Source organism: Streptomyces sp. NPDC036764, assembly GCF_055609385.1.
Map to the genome: position 1 here is coordinate 163760 of NZ_JBVJPT010000006.1, position 15755 is coordinate 179514.

22 protein-coding genes are annotated in these 15755 nt (G+C 71.2%); 3 read left to right on the forward strand and 19 right to left on the reverse strand.

The features are described from left to right. Positions 1-176: 176 nt before the first annotated feature. The 5 genes from ACZ69Q_RS23540 to lipB all read right to left on the reverse strand — a co-directional run bounded on the left by ACZ69Q_RS23540 (position 177) and on the right by lipB (position 2694). Positions 177-665 carry a DUF3618 domain-containing protein gene (locus ACZ69Q_RS23540; RefSeq protein ID WP_471045025.1) on the reverse strand — a complete coding sequence of 163 codons (489 nt, stop codon included), beginning with the start codon at positions 663-665 and terminating at the stop codon, positions 177-179. Next, positions 662-1081: a phage holin family protein gene (locus ACZ69Q_RS23545; protein WP_471045026.1), complete on the reverse strand. Its 420-nt coding sequence runs from the start codon at positions 1079-1081 to the stop codon at positions 662-664. Before ACZ69Q_RS23545 ends, ACZ69Q_RS23540 begins: the two co-directional genes overlap by 4 nt. A gap of 53 nt (positions 1082-1134) precedes the next feature. After that, positions 1135-1827 carry a hypothetical protein gene (locus tag ACZ69Q_RS23550; protein ID WP_471045028.1) on the reverse strand — a complete coding sequence of 231 codons (693 nt, stop codon included), beginning with the start codon at positions 1825-1827 and terminating at the stop codon, positions 1135-1137. After that, positions 1824-1964: a hypothetical protein gene (locus ACZ69Q_RS23555; RefSeq protein ID WP_471045031.1), complete on the reverse strand. Its 141-nt coding sequence runs from the start codon at positions 1962-1964 to the stop codon at positions 1824-1826. The genes ACZ69Q_RS23550 and ACZ69Q_RS23555 overlap by 4 nt, the downstream gene beginning before the upstream one ends. 85 nt (positions 1965-2049) lie before the next feature. Next, positions 2050-2694 carry a lipoyl(octanoyl) transferase LipB gene (gene lipB, locus ACZ69Q_RS23560; RefSeq protein WP_471045034.1) on the reverse strand — a complete coding sequence of 215 codons (645 nt, stop codon included), beginning with the start codon at positions 2692-2694 and terminating at the stop codon, positions 2050-2052. A 75-nt stretch (positions 2695-2769) separates the two neighbouring features. On the opposite strand from lipB, the gene dapA reads away from it, so the two are divergent. Continuing rightward, positions 2770-3684: a 4-hydroxy-tetrahydrodipicolinate synthase gene (dapA, locus tag ACZ69Q_RS23565; RefSeq protein WP_471045036.1), complete on the forward strand. Its 915-nt coding sequence runs from the start codon at positions 2770-2772 to the stop codon at positions 3682-3684. 11 nt (positions 3685-3695) lie between these two features. Here the strand turns inward: dapA and ACZ69Q_RS23570 are convergent, their stop codons facing one another. From ACZ69Q_RS23570 to ACZ69Q_RS23610, 9 genes are all read right to left on the reverse strand, one after another. After that, positions 3696-4934 (reverse strand): WD40 repeat domain-containing protein, encoded by a 1239-nt coding sequence (locus ACZ69Q_RS23570; protein ID WP_471045037.1) that lies wholly within the window; start codon positions 4932-4934, stop codon positions 3696-3698. Next, positions 4931-5488 carry a SigE family RNA polymerase sigma factor gene (locus ACZ69Q_RS23575; RefSeq protein ID WP_471045039.1) on the reverse strand — a complete coding sequence of 186 codons (558 nt, stop codon included), beginning with the start codon at positions 5486-5488 and terminating at the stop codon, positions 4931-4933. The genes ACZ69Q_RS23570 and ACZ69Q_RS23575 overlap by 4 nt, the downstream gene beginning before the upstream one ends. A gap of 224 nt (positions 5489-5712) precedes the next feature. Beyond that, a complete protein-coding gene (locus tag ACZ69Q_RS23580) occupies positions 5713-5940 on the reverse strand; it encodes a hypothetical protein (protein ID WP_471045580.1) in 228 nt (75 codons plus the stop codon). Between the two features lie 153 nt (positions 5941-6093). Continuing rightward, positions 6094-7083 carry a 2,3,4,5-tetrahydropyridine-2,6-dicarboxylate N-succinyltransferase gene (gene dapD, locus ACZ69Q_RS23585; RefSeq protein WP_471045041.1) on the reverse strand — a complete coding sequence of 330 codons (990 nt, stop codon included), beginning with the start codon at positions 7081-7083 and terminating at the stop codon, positions 6094-6096. Positions 7084-7282: 199 nt separating this feature from the next. Further along, positions 7283-8239: a CU044_5270 family protein gene (locus tag ACZ69Q_RS23590; protein WP_471045582.1), complete on the reverse strand. Its 957-nt coding sequence runs from the start codon at positions 8237-8239 to the stop codon at positions 7283-7285. 11 nt (positions 8240-8250) lie between these two features. Beyond that, on the reverse strand, positions 8251-8844 hold the full coding sequence (locus ACZ69Q_RS23595; protein WP_471045044.1) for an RNA polymerase sigma factor: 594 nt from the start codon (positions 8842-8844) through the stop codon (positions 8251-8253). Between the two features lie 101 nt (positions 8845-8945). Continuing rightward, positions 8946-9482 carry a TetR/AcrR family transcriptional regulator gene (locus tag ACZ69Q_RS23600; protein WP_471045047.1) on the reverse strand — a complete coding sequence of 179 codons (537 nt, stop codon included), beginning with the start codon at positions 9480-9482 and terminating at the stop codon, positions 8946-8948. Beyond that, entirely contained in the window at positions 9482-9802 is a 321-nt protein-coding gene (locus ACZ69Q_RS23605; RefSeq protein ID WP_030958368.1) for a DMT family transporter, read from the reverse strand. The genes ACZ69Q_RS23600 and ACZ69Q_RS23605 overlap by 1 nt, the downstream gene beginning before the upstream one ends. A gap of 82 nt (positions 9803-9884) precedes the next feature. Continuing rightward, positions 9885-10274, reverse strand: coding sequence for a winged helix-turn-helix transcriptional regulator (locus ACZ69Q_RS23610; RefSeq protein WP_471045048.1), 390 nt, complete (start codon positions 10272-10274; stop codon positions 9885-9887). A gap of 144 nt (positions 10275-10418) precedes the next feature. On the opposite strand from ACZ69Q_RS23610, the gene ACZ69Q_RS23615 reads away from it, so the two are divergent. Continuing rightward, positions 10419-10826, forward strand: a complete 408-nt coding sequence (locus tag ACZ69Q_RS23615) for a RidA family protein (RefSeq protein ID WP_471045050.1) — start codon at positions 10419-10421, stop codon at positions 10824-10826. A gap of 4 nt (positions 10827-10830) precedes the next feature. Here ACZ69Q_RS23615 and ACZ69Q_RS23620 read toward each other — a convergent pair whose 3' ends face one another. Continuing rightward, positions 10831-11715, reverse strand: a complete 885-nt coding sequence (locus ACZ69Q_RS23620) for an endo alpha-1,4 polygalactosaminidase (protein WP_471045053.1) — start codon at positions 11713-11715, stop codon at positions 10831-10833. A 305-nt stretch (positions 11716-12020) separates the two neighbouring features. Here ACZ69Q_RS23620 and ACZ69Q_RS23625 point away from each other — a divergent pair, with 305 nt between their 5' ends. Further along, positions 12021-12848, forward strand: a complete 828-nt coding sequence (locus tag ACZ69Q_RS23625) for an AbfB domain-containing protein (protein ID WP_471045055.1) — start codon at positions 12021-12023, stop codon at positions 12846-12848. Between the two features lie 73 nt (positions 12849-12921). Here the strand turns inward: ACZ69Q_RS23625 and ACZ69Q_RS23630 are convergent, their stop codons facing one another. The 4 genes from ACZ69Q_RS23630 to sufC are packed head-to-tail and all read right to left on the reverse strand — an operon-like array spanning position 12922 to position 15752. Beyond that, the gene (locus ACZ69Q_RS23630) at positions 12922-13254 is read right to left on the reverse strand and encodes a metal-sulfur cluster assembly factor (RefSeq protein ID WP_102911749.1); all 333 of its coding nucleotides are present in this window, start codon (positions 13252-13254) and stop codon (positions 12922-12924) included. Beyond that, positions 13251-13718, reverse strand: coding sequence for a Fe-S cluster assembly sulfur transfer protein SufU (gene sufU, locus ACZ69Q_RS23635; protein WP_471045058.1), 468 nt, complete (start codon positions 13716-13718; stop codon positions 13251-13253). Before sufU ends, ACZ69Q_RS23630 begins: the two co-directional genes overlap by 4 nt. 16 nt (positions 13719-13734) lie before the next feature. Then, a complete protein-coding gene (locus tag ACZ69Q_RS23640; RefSeq protein ID WP_471045061.1) occupies positions 13735-14991 on the reverse strand; it encodes a cysteine desulfurase in 1257 nt (418 codons plus the stop codon). Continuing rightward, positions 14988-15752, reverse strand: coding sequence for a Fe-S cluster assembly ATPase SufC (gene sufC, locus ACZ69Q_RS23645; RefSeq protein ID WP_330353575.1), 765 nt, complete (start codon positions 15750-15752; stop codon positions 14988-14990). The genes ACZ69Q_RS23640 and sufC overlap by 4 nt, the downstream gene beginning before the upstream one ends. Positions 15753-15755 lie beyond the last annotated feature (3 nt).

Genomic DNA, 15755 nt, shown 5'->3' on the forward strand with positions numbered 1-15755 from the left:
GGGGGGGGGTGGGGGGGGGGGGGGTGGTGTTTTCGTCGGGGGGGTGCGGGGGGGGTTGGGGGGGCGGGGGGGGGGGGGGGGGGGTCTTCCCCCCCCCCCCCCCCCCCCCCCCCCCCCCACCACGTCTGCGACCCCGCCGGGCCGGCGTCCCAACCGGACCCGGCGGGGCCGCCGTCTCAACGGCGCCCGCCGCGCCTGCGTCGCAGTATCGAGGCCGCGACCAGCGCTCCGACCACCGCTCCGGCGACCAGCACCGGTCGGGGGTGCCGCAGGCCGGCCTGGACGACCGTGCGGACGGGGCGCGGTGCGCCGTGCTCCACCGTGTGGCCCGCTTCGGTCGCCCGGTCCTGGACGGTGTGACCGGCTCGGGTCGCCCGGTCCTGGACGACGTGTCCCGCTCGTGTCGCGCGGTCCTGCATCGCGTGGCCGGCCTGGGCGGCGCTGCTGCGCAGTTGCACGGTCATCGCGCCCGCCTTGTCCTTCAGGTCGGCGGCGCGGGCCATGGCCCGGCCCTTCACATCCGCCCTCTCCAGCAACTCGGCCACGGTGTCGCCGAGTTCGCCGCGCGTCCGCTCGATCTGGTCACGCAGCTCCTCGGCTCCCTTGGCCTCCTCGGCGGCATTCACGGCCGCGCCGGGTATGTCCCCCGCAGTCCTGTCCGTCATCGGTGCGCCCTTCCTTTGATCTCCTCGACGTCCGTCCTGACGCTGCCGAGAGCCGCCTCAGGTGTGGGTGGTGCCGCCCGGCGCAACTGGGCCCGGCCGGTCGCCGCGAGCAGAGCCGCGAGCGCGAACAGCACCCCGGTCACGATGAGCGCCGCCGCCCACAGGGACAGCGTCAGCGCGAGGGCGGCGGTGGCGGCCGCGGCCAGGAAGAGCAGCCCGGCGTACGCGACGGCGCCCGCCGCGCCCAGCAGGCCGCCGCCTCGACCAGCCCGCCGGCCCTTCTCGGCCATCTCCTCCTTGGCGAGGGCGACTTCCTGTCGTACGAGTCGGGAGAGCTGTTCGCCCGCCTGTGCGACGAGTTCGCCCACGGAGTGGTGCTCCTCGCGCACCGGCTCGGGGGTCATGGTCCCGGTCACGGTGTTCCGCCTCCTCTCGGTTCGGAACCCCCGGGTACCCGGACCTGCCCCCGCTATCCCTCCCGTCCGCCGCCCGGCCCGCGCTCGCCCAGCCGGGCCAACTGCGCCTGGAACCAGTCGAGGCGGGCCTGCAACAGCGCCGCCTCCGCGGTGAGTTCGGGCACCCCGAGTTCACCGGCGGCCCCGAGGTCGCCCGGCGCCACGGACACCGCCTTGCCCGCGACCACCCGCAGCCCCTCCCCCGCAAGCCGGGCGAACCCCGCCAGCGAGACGGACGTACGGCCGCGCAGGCAGCCCCCGCAGGACGGGGCGAGCGCCCGCCAGTGGGGGCGGCCCCAGTCGGCGTCGGCCAGGGCCGTGGCGACCGCGCCGCAGGCGCACGGGCCGACCGTGGCGGTGCGCACCCGCTGACGGGCGTAACGGAAGCCGTGTTCGAAGCGGATGTAGCGGCCGAGCACGGTCACTTCGAGAAGTACGGCCGCCCGGTGTTCGGCCGTGCACAGCAGCGCCTCGGCCGCCGTGCGGTCGTGCACACAGTGGAAGCCGCAGTCGCAGCGGCGGCTCGGCGCCCGGTGCCGCAGGCCGTAGACGCAGGACGCGTCGGCCAGGACCCCGTACGGCAGCGCGCCGCCCAGCGACACACCGGTGAACCCGGCCCGGGTGCCGTCCTGGGACAGCATCGGGTGGGCGATCTTGTATCCGGTCGGCGGCTCCGTCGGGCGTTCCTCCGGCAGCCGCAGCCTCATCGGGCGGCCGGGGCCTCTTCGGATTCGGACGCGGGCGTCTCGATGTCCTGGATCTCGTCGGCGAGCCGGAGTTCTTCGTCGTGGGTCTGCGGCCGCTCCTCAGCGACGCCGGTGGCGAGTGCCTTGCCGAGCTTCATGACGCCTCCCATGACCAGGGGTCGTTGACCGTCCTGGCCATGGTGACCCATGACGCCCGGATTTGGACATAGGGCATGCGGCCGCCTAACGCGCCCCCAGCGCCCGCGCCACCGCGTCCCTGACCTCCTGTTCCGAGGGTGCCGACCGCCCCTGTTCGGCGGCGAGTTCGGCGAGCGAGGTCATCGCGACGCCGGGCAGTCCGCAGGCGACGAACCTCGTGAACTCGACCAGGTCGGAGGTGACGTTGAGCGCGAAGCCGTGGCTGGTCACTCCGCCCCTGATCCGCATGCCGATCGACGCCAGCTTGCGCCCGTCCGGCGTCCAGACCCCGACCAGCGACTGGGCACCGGAGGGGGTGTCCCGTCGTACCGTCTCGAAGCCGAGGTCGGCGCAGGCGGCGATCAGGCCGTTCTCCACCCAGCGCACGATGTCGCCGGGCCCGCGCTCGCGCAGGTTGAGCACGAGGTAGCCGATGAGCTGGCCGGGTCCGTGGTAGGTGGCCTGACCGCCGCGGTCGACGGGCACGAGCGGGACCGTCAGGTCCGCGGGGAGTTCGGCGGGCGGCGTGCGGGAGCCGTAGGTGATGACGGGCGGGTGACTGAGGAGCGCGAGCCGGTCCGGGATCTCGCCTGCGCGGCGCCGCCCGACCCAGTCGGTCATGTCCCGTACGGCGTCCTCGTAGGGGACTTCGCCGAGGTCGACGCGCTCGACGCACCCAACAGTCCGCATTTCGCAGGACCCCTTATCAATACCTCGTAGAAGAATTAAGTGGAGCTACACGATCGCCTTGCCGAGACTACTCTCATGACGCCTGCCGACACCTCCGCCGCACCCTCGCCCGCGCCCTTCGGCCGCGCCCTGTGCGCCATGATCACGCCCTTCACGCAGGCGGGGGCGCTGGACCTCGACGGCGCGCAGCGGCTCGCCTCCAAGCTGGTGGACGAGGGCTGCGACGGTCTGGTGCTCTCCGGCACGACGGGCGAGTCGCCGACCACGACGGACGCGGAGAAGTCGGATCTGGTCCGGGCCGTCCGGGAGGCCGTGGGCGAGCGGGCGTCGATCGTCGCGGGCGTGGGCACCTTCGACACCCGGCACACCGTCGAACTGTCCCTGGCGGCCGAAAAGGCGGGCGCCGACGGCCTGTTGGTGGTCTCCCCGTACTACAGCAGACCCCCGCAGGACGCCGTCGAGGCGCACTTCCGCGAGATCGCCGACGCGGCGGGGCTGCCGATCGCGCTGTACGACATCCCGGGCCGCACCGGCACCCGGATCGAGCCGGAGACACTGATCCGGCTCGCCCAGCACCCCCGGATCGTCGCGGTGAAGGACTGTTCGTACGACTTCCTCGGCGCCCAGAAGGTGCTGGCCCGTACGGAGTTGGCCTACTACGCGGGCTGCGACGAGCACAACCTCGCGCTGTACGCGGTGGGCGGGGCCGGGTATATCAGCACGGTCGCCAATGTGATCCCCCGTCATCTGCGGTCCGTGCTGGACGCGTTCGACGCGGGCGACACGGCGGGCGCGGCGCGGCTTCAGCAGCGCGCCACGCCCCTGATCGAGTCGATGATGTCGGCGGGCCTCCCCGGCGCGGTCACCGCCAAGGCTCTCCTGGGCGGACTCGGCCTGCCCGGTGGCCCGGTCCGCGCGCCGCTGCGCCCCGCCGGCCGCGAGGCGGTCGACGGGCTGCTGACGGCGTACGAGTCGCTCACGGCCGGCTGATCACCGGCAGCTCACCGGCGGGCGAAGACGGGTTCCCACTCCTGCGGCTCGGCGTTCAGGGTCTCCTCGCGGACCCCGCTCAGGGGTACGACCTTGTCGCTGCCGATGGTGACCAGCACCAGACGCGGCCGGTACTCCTCGTCCAGGCTGGTCACCCGCTCCCAGGCGATGAGCCGCTTGTCGTCGGCCCAGGCCAGCAGATGGCCTCCGCGGACCTTGGTGATCTCCTTGCCCGTACGGGGATCGCGGATCGAGGAGTAGGAACGGCCGGGCGAGCCGTTGACCTCCTTGGTCAGGCCGAGGGCGGCCAGCCGCCCGCTCGGGGACAGCCGCGCGGCGACGTCCGAGCGCAGATGCTTCTCGTTCGCCGGGGCGGCCACCTCCTGGCCCCGGAGGCCGTAGAACTTCTGCATGCCGTCCGCGCCGCCGACGACCTGCTCGTACACCAGATCACCGGTGCGGCTGTACGCGAAGTCCTGGCGGGCGTTGCCGTTCCGGTCGGGTGCGACCGCGCTCCACGAGCCCCGGCCGGTGGCGATGTCGAGGTCGTAGAAGCCGGACCGGCTCGACTGGCCCCAGGTGGGCATCCACGCCCACTCCTCCTTGTCGTCCGCATTGAACAGCTTCTCCTTGATCCGCGCGTCGGGGCTGTCGTCGTACGTCGTCGCGACGAGCCGGCGGCCGTCGTACGAGAACGCGAGCCCGCCGACCCGATGCCCGACCGGGATCCACCGCTCGACCTCCCCCGTCGCGAGGTCGAGCAGGCCGATCCGGCGGGCGGGCAGATTCCGCTCCAGCACGGCGGCGGTCCTGATGCCGGGGGCGACGGCGACGAAGGACCACCGGGCGTCCTTCTCGTACCTCCCGGTCTTCGCGTCGAGCAGCCAGTAGGTGCGCTCGGAGACGGCACGCTCCTCGGTCAACGGCCGGGTCCGTGCCGTGTAGTACGCGGCCAGGACCGCGTCCCCGGCCCCGATCACGTCCCGTGGCGGCGTCTGGTCCGGGTGGGCGTGGACGCCGTCCTGGTCCAGGACGTTCGCGGGGCGCACGTCCTCCTTGCCGGGGTCCAGCAGCGGCACCGCCACGGCGATACCGACGACGGCGGCGGTGGCCGCGGCGACGGAGGCGATCCGCCGGGTGCGGCGGCGCCGACGGCCGGCGAACACCCGGTCGGCGAACCCCGGCCCCGCCGTCGGCTGTTCGGCGGCAAGCTCCCGCAGGGAGTCACGTACGAGTTCCTCGACGTTCACGGACGCACCTCCACGGGTGAGAAGTCACGGGACGGCCGCGGCTCGGGGGCGGCCGGGTCGAGAGCGGCCAGCTCCGGCGCGAGGGAGCGCAGGCGGGCGAGCGAGCGGTGGGTCGTGGACCGTACGGTGCCGACCGTGCAGCCGAGGATCCGGGCCACGTCGGCCTCGGGGAGGTCCTCGAAGTAGCGGAGCACCAGGACGGTGCGCTGCCGTGGGGTCAGCCGGGCGAGCGCGCCGCGCATCAGCAGGCGCAGTTCGGCGGCGGCCGCGCCGTCCGGGCCTGCGGCGGCCTCCGGGGGCTCGGCGACGCTCAGCTCGCGCCGCCGCCACTTCAGCCGCCAGCGGCTGATCTGCTGCCGGTACAGGATCTGCCGTACGTACGCCTCCGGCTCGTCGATGCGATGCCAGCGGTCGGCCGCCTTCATCAGCGCGCTCTGGAGGAGGTCCTCGCCCGCGTGCCGGTCGCCGCCGGACAGCAGGACGGCGGTCTTCAGCAGCGCGGACGACCGGTTCTCCACGAACTCCCGAAAGCTGTCCTGCGCTTCGGCATCCATCGTCACCTTCTCTTCCCCCCGGGCGGGCCGGATGCCCGCCGCTCCTGCCCCTTGTGACGCGTGCGGGTCGCCGCGGCTATGCCTGGGGTGCGAGAGGAATTCAACGGGACGGGGTCGCCGGGACGGGACCGGGCGGGGGCCCATCGTACGGAGAACGGAAAGGGGCCGGGTCCGCACCGCATCCTTCTGCGATACGTGCCCGGCCCCTGCCGTGCCCTGCGCGCTCAGCCCCAGGTGTACCCGTCGCCGAAGAGCAGGAAGTGCTCCAGCACGTCCTCCATCGGATCGTCCACCTGCCCCACGTTGACCAGCCCGATCCGCGGGCCGTTGTGCGAGCCCGTGTTGGTCTCGTCGGCGTACGCGTTCCCGGCCGGCAGCCAGCACACAGCTCCCGCGGCCAGCACCCCGACCACCAGTCGCACCACGGTCCTGGTCCGCCGGTCAGTCCTCACTCGACCCGTCATCAGCGCTCGGTCCTCGTCTCGTCGTTTCGGCATGTGATCGGAAACTGCGTCGACCGGTTCATCTGCCTGGACCACTGGGAGGTCACGACGAGTAACCCGTACGTGAGCGTGGCGCGCCGCCTGTCGGCCTGTCGGGGTCGGTCAGTTGTGGCTGTGCAGGATCTCGTTCAGGCCGCCCCAGACCGCGTTGTTCGGGCGGGCCTCGACGGTGCCGGTGACCGAGTTGCGGCGGAAGAGGATGTTGGACGCGCCGGACAGCTCGCGGGCCTTGACGATCTGGCCGTCCGGCATGGTGACGCGGGTGCCGGCCGTGACGTACAGGCCCGCCTCGACGACGCACTCGTCGCCCAGCGCGATCCCGACGCCCGCCTCGGCGCCGATCAGGCAGCGCTCGCCGATGCGGATGATCACGTTGCCGCCGCCGGACAGCGTGCCCATCGTCGAGGCGCCGCCACCGATGTCGGAGCCGTCGCCGACCACGACGCCCGCGGAGATACGGCCCTCGACCATGGACGTGCCGAGGGTGCCGGCGTTGAAGTTGACGAAGCCCTCGTGCATGACCGTGGTGCCCTCGGAGAGGTGGGCGCCCAGGCGGACCCGGTCGGCGTCGGCGATACGGACGCCCTTGGGCGCCACGTAGTCCGTCATGCGCGGGAACTTGTCGACCGACGTCACCTGGAGGTGCAGACCCTCGGCGCGGGCGTTCAGCCGGACCTTCTCGACGTCGTCGACGGCGACCGGGCCGAGCGAGGTCCAGGCCACGTTGGCGAGGAAGCCGAACTGGCCCTCCAGGCTCAGGCCGTGCGGCTTGACCAGGCGGTGCGAGAGCAGGTGCAGGCGCAGGTAGACGTCGTGCGCGTCGATCGGCTTCTCGTCGATCGAGGCGATGACCGTACGGACCGCGACGACCTCGACGCCCCGGCGGGCGTCCGGACCGATCGCCTTCGCGGCGCCTTCGCCGAGCAGTTCCACGGCCTTCTCGGCGGACAGCCGCTCGCTGCCGGAGGGGCCCGGCTCGGCGACGAGCTCGGGCGCGGGGAACCAGGTGTCGAGAACGGTGCCGTCGGCGGCGATCGTGGCGAGGCCGGCGGCCACGGCGCCGGTGGTGCGAGGAGCAGTCGTGTCGGTCATGAGGGCAACCTAACCGGCCGGGGCGTGTCGGGGCGAACTCGGGCGCGGGGCGTCTCAGGGTGCGAGCCGCCCGGCTGGTGCGCCTACGGGCGCCGGGGTCCCTTCGCGTTCGCGAGAGCCCCCGGCGCCCGGGCCCTTGCCCGACCGGCCAGCCCGCGCTCCCCTCGTGGCGCGGGCCGGCGCAGTCCGGCGTCAGATGTCAGGGCCGCCGGCCCGCCTCGTCCACCACCGCCTTCACCACGTACGCGTTGCCGCCGACCACTTCGCCGTCCTCGATCATGCGCTGGCCGACGACCTCGAAGGTCACGGGGTCGAGCAGCCACTCGTCGGCGTGCTTCTCGCCCTCACGGCCGGGCTCGGGGAACCTGACGGCGACGGCGTACTGGCCGGCCTCGTCCTCGACCAGGTGGTCGACCAGTTCGCCGCCCGGGATCGTGGCCAGGGCGCGGTACAGGCCCGCGAGGCTCTTGGGGGGCTGGACATAGGCGTCGAGCAGGACCGAGAGCTCGGTGTAGTCGTTCCCCGCCTGCGTCAGGCTCTTGTCGTCGACCAGGGCGTTCTCCTCGCGCAGCGCCTTGAGCGTGCCCTCGCCGTCGGCCGGCAGGGTGGCCAGGAAGCGGTACAACTGGCGGGGCGAACGGTCGTCGTACTCGTCGCCGAGCCCTTCGAGGTTCAGCTCGGTCGTCTCGAGCCGGCCCGGGTCCTCGGCCCCGGGCCTGGGGTAGGAGGCGAGCTTCGCACCGTCGTAGCGGAGCCACTTCTCCAGCTCGAAGTCCGCGTCGTCGTCCCCCTCCTGCGTCTCCTTGGCGTAGATCCACTGCTCCGCGCGCGGTTCGGCGACCGGTGGCTGCGCTTCCACCGTCCGCGCCGCGAACTCCAGCAGCTCGGGCGCGCTCATCCCCTTCAGATCGAGGCCCGGCGCCACGGCGGGCGGCGCCTCGCGTCCCGTCCGGTGCCCTTGGGCCAGCAGCGTCGCGGTGATGACGACCGCCGTCACGGCGACGAAGACCGCGGCGATCACCAGCGGACGCCGTCCCCACGTCACCCGGCCCCGCCTCGCCGTCAGTGCCGCCTCGACCAACCGGGCCCGCCCCGGCGCCAACCGCGCCCGGTCGGCGACGGGGGCGTCGGCGCGCATTTCCCGTACCTGGGTCATCTCGTCCACGCTCACGCCACCTCCGCCGCGTCACTCACGAATGCCGGATCGGCGCCCAGCGCCGTACGCACCTTGCGCCGGGCTCTGTTGAGCCGGGAGCGGACCGTGCCCACCGGGAGGTCCAGCGCCTCGGCGACCTCCTGGTAGGTGAGGTCGGCCCAGGCCACGAGGAGCAGCACATGCCGGTCGCCCGCCGAGAGGGAGGCGAGGGCGTCGGCCAGCGGGCCCTGCGCGGCGACGCGGCTGTCGGTGTCCTCGACCCAGGAGGCGGCCACCGGGTCGTGCCCCGTGCGGGCCAGCGCCCGCAGCGCCCGCACCTCGGCACGGCGCTGCTTGCCGATGAGGTTGGCGGCGATGCCGTAGAGCCAGGGCCGTGCGCTGGGGCGGGTGCGGTCGTAGCGGGCGCGGATGCGGAAGGCGGTCAGGAAGGTGTCGGCCGTGATGTCGTCGGCGGCCACCTCCCCGAGTCGCCGTGCCGCGTACCGGTGGATGTCGGGCGCGTAGCGGTCGTAGAGCCGGGCGAACAGCTCGGGCTGTTCCAGCGATCCGGCCACGACCTCGGCATCGTTCGCCACACTTACCGCCGGCGGCGGTGGTCCGCTCACAAGGCCTCCCCCTGTCGTGTCGTGCTGAGCGTGTCACCCCCTGTTCCCCGCGGGGCGGCAAAGAGTTCACGGCAAGTCAGGGGCCCGCCCCGCAGGGCACGTCAGGGGATCACGCGGCGCAGCACATCCCGCGCGTACGCCTCGTCGTAGGGCATCTCCGTGAGCAGCACCTGCAAGCAGATCCCGTCCATCAGCGCCACCAGCGCCCGTGCCGTGACGGGGTCGGTGCCGGGGGACAGGCAGTCGGCGAGGTCGCGGGCCCACTCGGCGGCGACCGGGCGCAGGGCGGGCCGGCGCAGGGCGGCCAGGTAGAGCTCGTACTCCAGCTCCACGCCCGTGCGGTCGCCCGCGAGCCACTCGCCCATCCAGCTTGCGAGTTCGGAGGCCAGGTCGGCCTGCGGGTCCTGGAGTCCGCCGCACGAGGCGATGACCTTGGCGAAGCCCTCGTTCGCCTGGCGCAACGCGGCGACCAGCAGGTCGTCGAGGGTCTTGAAGTGGTACGTCGTCGAGCCGAGCGGTACGTCCGCCTCGGTGGCGACGGTGCGGTGAGTGAGCCCGGCGATGCCCTTCTCCCGCACGATCCGGATCGCGGCGTCGATGATCCGCTGACGCCGCTCGGGGTCGTAGCGCCGGGCCATCAGTGCGCACCGCCCAGGTTCAGCACGACCACACCGACGATGATCAGCGCGATGCCGGCGGCCTTGGTGGCCGTCATCCCCTCCCCCATGAACAGGATCCCGATGGTGGCGATGGCGGCGGTGCCGACGCCGGCCCAGATCGCGTAGGCCGTGCCCACCGAGACGGTCTTCAGCGTCTGGGCGAGCAGCGTGAAGGAGAGCAGGTAACCGAGGGCGGTCAGCAGCGAGGGCAGGAGCCGGCTGAAGCCCTCGCTGTACTTCATCGCGGTCGTGGCGGCCACCTCGGCAGCTATGGCTCCGGCGAGCAGCAGGTATCCCATGCGTACAAGCGTACACAACGATGCGTACGGCCGTACACAAGCCGTCCGTCGTGCGAAACGACGGCGCGCGCGATCCTGCCCGTTACGACTTGCGCGCCTCGAAGAGGTCGCGGGACTGCTCGATGTGGCCGATGTACCGGTGGGTCCAGTCGCACATGCCGTCGATGGTCACCCGCAGGGCCTGGCCCGGCTCGGTCAAGGTGTACTCGACGCGCGGCGGCACCGTGGGGTACACGGTGCGCTCGATCAGGCCGTTGCGCTCCAGCATGCGCAGGTTCTGGGTGAGCATCTTGTGGCTGATGCCCTCGACCTCACCGTGCAACTCGCTGAAGCGCAGGGTGCGGTCCCCGACGGCCTCGATGATCAGCAGGGCCCACTTGTTGGCGATGTCCGTGAAGATCTCCCGGGCCAGGGAGTCCGCGCGCGTCACGTCCGCCTGGTCGATCGAGCCGCTGAACTGCTTGGTACCCATGAGGTTCCCCAGTCACTGAAAAGTGCGTTCTTCCATGTCGGCGTTCACTCTCCTACGGTTCCTGAGTAACCTCAAGTGAGTGAGAGCCCGGAGCCCCGAGCCCGGAGCGCGGAGCGCGGGCTCGGAGTGCAAGGAGCGGACACCATGGCCATCACCCTGATCAACCCGGCCGGACTCGTGGAGGTCGACGCCTACCGTCAGGTGGCGATCGCCGGCGGCTCGAAGCTGGTCTTCGTCGCCGGGCAGGTCGCCTGGGACGCGGACGGCGTCACGGTCGGGGCGGGCGACCTCGCCGCACAGGTCGAGCAGTGCTACCTCAACGTCGCGACCGCCCTGGCCGCGGCCGGTGCCTCCTTCGAGGACGTGGCGAAGCTGAACCTGCATGTCGTCGACTGGACCCCCGACAAGATGCCTCTTCTCATGGAGGGCATCACCCGGGCCGCCGCCAAGCTCGGGGTCGCCCCCGTCCCGCCGGCCACGCTGCTGGGCGTCGCGGCCCTCGACGTGCCCGAGCACCTGGTCGAGCTCGAGGCCACAGCCGTCCTCGACTGAGGGCTCAGCAGGTGCGGCGGCGGTACCCGGACTCGCCTTCCGGTACGACGTCGAGGTCGCGCAGCACCACCGACAACTCGTCGCCCCATTGCGCGCAGGCGGCGGCGAGGCCGTCCGCGCGGTACTCGATGACGAAGACCCGGTCGTCGTAGGCGTCCGCGTAGGTGTCGCACTCGTCGTACTGGCCGCACTCCTCGGCGACCGCGAAGTCGAAGCCGAGGTCACGGCCCTGTCGCGCCAGAGACGCGGCGTTCTTCTGGCCGATCGCCAGACCGGCGTCGTGGGCGCGGGCGGCGAGCAGCTTGCCGAAGGCCACGTTGTCGTCGGCGGTCAGCAGCCCGTCGGACCGCTCGTTGGAGTCGAGGTTGTCCGCCTCGACGGCCTGGAAGCCGGCATCCGCGCAGCCGTCGATCCACTTGCCCACGATCCCCACGAGCCGTTCGCGCTTGGCGGCCGTGGAGATGTCCAGCAGGATCTCGTCCCAGTCCCGGTCGACGACCGCAGTGCCGTCGTCGTCACGCAGCAGCAGGTCGGGGGCGTGGTCCTCCCACCAGTCCGCTGCGTCCGGCTGGGCCTGGAAGGCGTTGACGTAGCAGATGTTGTACACGCCGGGCGCGGGCTCGGCGGTTCGGTCGCGGGAGACCGCTTCCACGCCGTTCGGCGGCTTGTAGGCACCGCCGATCTGGTAGTCGAAGTCGATGCCCGGCTCGGGCAGCTCCACCTCTCCCTCGCCGCCCGGGCCCGTGGCCGAGGGGGCGGTGGAGCGGTCCGGTGCGGCGCCGCCCCCGCCGTCGGACGCCGTGCAACCGCCGACGGCGAGGGCGAGCGCACCGCACAGAGCCGCGACCGCCGGCGCTCGGCGAAGGGCACGGGGAACGCGGTGGACCATGATCCGGGAACTCCTGTCGGTGCGTGAACTACGGTGCTGCCGGCCATGATGCCCTGCTCAGCGCACGGACTTCGCCCGCGTCCGCCCGCACGCCCCGAACTGCGCCGCGGGCAGCCCCGGTTCAGGCCGGCACCGCGGCACGGTCGGATGGCTCGGGACCGGCGGCACGGTGAGAAATCGATGTGGACACAGCTCGTTCCAAACAGCTATTCCCGAACCACTGGGTCCACTAGTGTTTCACCGTTCACATACCGGTCCTTCACAGCCGCGGCTGTCGTCTCGTGACGCCGCTGGAGGAACACCGCATGCCTGAAAACAAGTCCCGGCCGTCTCAGGACCAACCCTGGGAGAACGGCTGGGCCCCGGACACCTCGCGGGCACCGGGAACGCGCCGCCTGTGGCTCGCGGGCGGGATGGCGATGGCGACGATCATCGCCTGCATCACGGCAATAGCCATATCCGAGAAGAACCCTGACGGTGATTCAGCCGGGGCGTCGGCCCCCGCGGACGCCACGGTCCCCGGGTTGATCTCCTTCGCCACTCCGTCCAAGACGGCTCCCCCGAAGGGCAAGAGCGGCCTGTCGACGCAGAAGTCGACGACCGAGGCGCCCCGTCAGCAGGACGCCACAACGCCCAAGCCGGCGCCGTCCAAGTCGCCTTCCGGCGACGCCGGTTCACCGACGAAGGCCCCGAAGCCCCCGGCCGGCACGACCACTTGGCGCTCCGTCCGCTCGGTCAACTACCCCGACCGCTACTGGCACATGAGCGACGGCCGGGTGGGCCTCGACCAGGTCCGCGGCTCCGAGTCCCGCGAGGACTCCACCTTCAAGCAGGTCAAGGGCCTGGCCGACAGCTCCTGCTACTCCTTCGCCACGCGCGACGGGAGGTATCTGCGCCACCGCAACTTCGTCCTGCGTACCGAACGCAACGACGGCTCCGCCCTGTTCGCCCAGGACGCCACCTTCTGCCCGCGCGGCTCCTCCTACGACTCCGGCGCGACGATGCTGGAGTCGGTCAACTACCAGGGCCACTTCCTCCGGCACAAGAACTTCGTCGTCCGCCTGGAGCGCTACGACCACAGCTCCCTGTTTCTGGCGGACTCGTCCTTCCGGCTGGTGGACGGGCTGGCCTGAGCCGCGTCGGCCCGGGCACGAGAAAGCGGCGGCACCCGGGCAGGTGCCGCCGCCTCATCGTGAACGGGGGGTCTCAGACGTTGAACCCGAGCGCCCGAAGCTGCTCGCGGCCGTCGTCCGTGATCTTGTCCGGGCCCCACGGCGGCATCCAGACCCAGTTGATGCGCAGCTCGTTGACGAGGCCGTCCGTGGCTGACTTCGCCTGGTCCTCGATGACGTCGGTCAGCGGGCAGGCCGCCGAGGTCAGGGTCATGTCGAGCGTCGCGATGTTCGCGTCGTCGATGTGGATGCCGTAGATCAGGCCGAGGTTGACGACGTCGATACCCAGCTCGGGGTCGACGACGTCGTACAGCGCCTCACGGACCTCTTCCTCCGAGGCCGGCTTCATCTCAACGGTCTCGCTCATGCCGTCTTCCTTTCGGCGTCGGCTCCGCCCAGGGCCTGGGCCGTCGCGTCCTTCCACGCCATCCAGCTCAGGAGGGCGCACTTGACCCGTGCCGGGTACTTGGAGACGCCGGCGAACGCGACCGCGTCCTCCAGAACCTCCTCCATCGCATCGTCCGGCTCGAGTTTCCCCTTGGACTGCATCAGCTCCAGGAAGGTCTCCTGGATCTTCTGCGCGTCGGAGAGGTCCCTGCCGACGAGGAGTTCGTTCAGTACGGACGCGCTCGCCTGGCTGATGGAACAGCCCTGGCCCTCGTACGAGACGTCCTCGATCTTCGTGCCGTCGTACTTCACGCGCAGGGTGATCTCATCGCCGCACGTCGGGTTGACGTGGTGCACCTCGGCATCGCCATCCCGCAAGCCCCGCCCGTGCGGGTTCTTGTAGTGGTCCAGGATGACTTCCTGGTACATCGAATCCAGCTTCATGCGATCGCTCGTCCCGTCAGCCGAAGAAGTTCCGGACGTGCTCCAGGCCGTCCACCAGAGCGTCGATCTCGGCCGGCGTGGAGTACAGATAGAACGACGCTCGCGTGGTCGCAGGAATTCCGTACCGCAGGCAGACCGGCCGCGCGCAGTGGTGGCCGACCCGGACGGCGATGCCCTGCTCGTCGAGGACCTGGCCCACGTCGTGCGGGTGGATGTCGCCGAGGGTGAAGGAGATCGCGGCGCCCCGGTCCTCGGCCGTGGTCGGGCCGATGATCCTGAGGTCCGGGACCTCCGCCAGCCGCTTCACCGCGTACTCGGTGAGCGCGTGCTCATGGGCGAGGATCTTGTCCATGCCGATCGAGTTGAGGTAGTCGATCGCCGCGCCCAGACCGATCGCCTGGGAGATCGGGGGCGTGCCCGCCTCGAACTTGTGCGGGGCGGGAGCGTACGTCGACGAGTGCATCGACACGGTCTCGATCATCTCGCCGCCGCCGAGGAACGGGGGCAGGTCCTCCAGCAGCTCCTGGCGGCCCCAGAGCACACCGATGCCGGTCGGACCGCACATCTTGTGGCCGGTGAAGGCCACGAAGTCGGCCTGGAGCGACTGGACATCCATCGGCATGTGCGGCGCGGCCTGCGAGGCGTCGATGCAGACCAGCGCACCGACCTCCTGCGCACGGCGCACTATCGCCTCGACCGGGTTGACCGTGCCCAGGATGTTCGACACCAGCACGAACGAGACGATCTTCGTCTTCTCCGTGATGATCTCGTCGATGTTGGACAGGTCGAGACGGCCGTCGTCGGTGAGGCCGAACCACTTCAGCTTCGCACCCGTGCGCTGCGCGAGCAGTTGCCACGGCACGATGTTGGAGTGGTGCTCCATCTCCGTGATGACGATCTCGGTCTCGTGGTCCACCCGGTAGGGCTCGTCGGCCCAGCCCAGCATGTTGGCCACGAGGTTCAGCGACTCGGAGGCGTTCTTGGTGAAGATCACCTCGTCGCGCGAAGGCGCGTTGATGAACTCGGCGACCTTGTCGCGCGCGCCCTCGTACAGCGCCGTGGCCTCCTCGGCGAGGACGTGCACGCCACGGTGGACGTTGGCGTTGTGCTGCTCGTAGTACTCGGAGAGCACGTCGAGCACCTGGCGCGGCGTCTGCGAGGTCGCCGCGTTGTCCAGGTACACGAGCTTCTTGCCGTCGTGGACGACGCGGTCCAGGATCGGGAAGTCCTTGCGGAGCGCCTCGGTGTCGAGGAGGCCCGGCATCTGTGTCACGCGGATGCGCCACCCTTCGTGTATGCCTCGTAGCCCTCGTTCTCCAGCTTGTCGGCGAGCTCGGCGCCGCCGGACTCGACGATGCGGCCCGCGGAGAAGACGTGCACGTGGTCGGGCTTGATGTAGCGCAGGATGCGCGTGTAGTGGGTGATCAGCAGCGTGCCGACCTCGCCGGTCTCGCGGACCCGGTTCACGCCCTCGGAGACGACGCGCAGAGCGTCGACGTCCAGGCCGGAGTCGGTCTCGTCGAGGATCGCGACCTTCGGCTTGAGCAGCTCGAGCTGAAGGATCTCGTGGCGCTTCTTCTCACCGCCGGAGAAGCCCTCGTTGACGTTGCGCTCGGCGAAGGAGGGGTCCATGTTGAGGCGCTCCATGGCCTCCTTGACCTCCTTCACCCAGGTGCGCAGCTTGGGGGCCTCGCCGCGGATGGCGGTGGCGGAGGTGCGCAGGAAGTTGGAGACCGAGACGCCGGGGACCTCGACCGGGTACTGCATCGCCAGGAACAGGCCGGCGCGGGCGCGCTCGTCGACGGACATCTCCAGGACGTCCTCGCCGTCGAGGGTGACGGAACCGCCGGTGATCGTGTACTTCGGGTGACCCGCCAGTGAGTAGGCGAGCGTCGACTTGCCGGAGCCGTTGGGGCCCATGATGGCGTGCGTCTCGCCCTGCTTCACGGTGAGGTCGACGCCCTTGAGGATCTCCTTCGTGGCGTTGTCGGCCTCGACGGTGACGTGCAGGTCTCGGATTTCAAGCGTTGCCATGGG